The following is a 251-nucleotide window of genomic DNA, read 5'->3' as shown; positions in this document are numbered from 1 at the left end:
GCCCGGGAGCACCGCGCGGCTCGGCGCTCGATGTCGTCTCGGCCTATACCGAGCCGGACAGCCGGGGCGCCATGGCCACCCTCCCGCCGCAGGTCGCCGCGGTCGAACTGCTCAACCTCCTGCGTCCGACCGTCGCCGTCGGCCGCTACCTGACGTTCGCCGCCCTCGCGCTGCACCGGCATCCCGGCTGGCGCGACGACCTGGCTGCCGGGAACGACGTCGCCGCGCACTGGTTCGCCCAGGAGGTGCGC

1 pseudogene is annotated in these 251 nt (G+C 75.3%); it reads left to right on the top strand.

The window, feature by feature from the left end:
* A pseudogene (locus SB717_RS38115) lies at positions 1 to 251 on the top strand (cytochrome P450); the annotation flags it as partial.

This window comes from Priestia sp. SIMBA_032, from assembly GCF_046535215.1.
Lineage (GTDB): Bacteria > Bacillota > Bacilli > Bacillales > Bacillaceae_H > Priestia > Priestia aryabhattai.
This window is presented reverse-complemented; position numbering and strand designations above follow the sequence as displayed.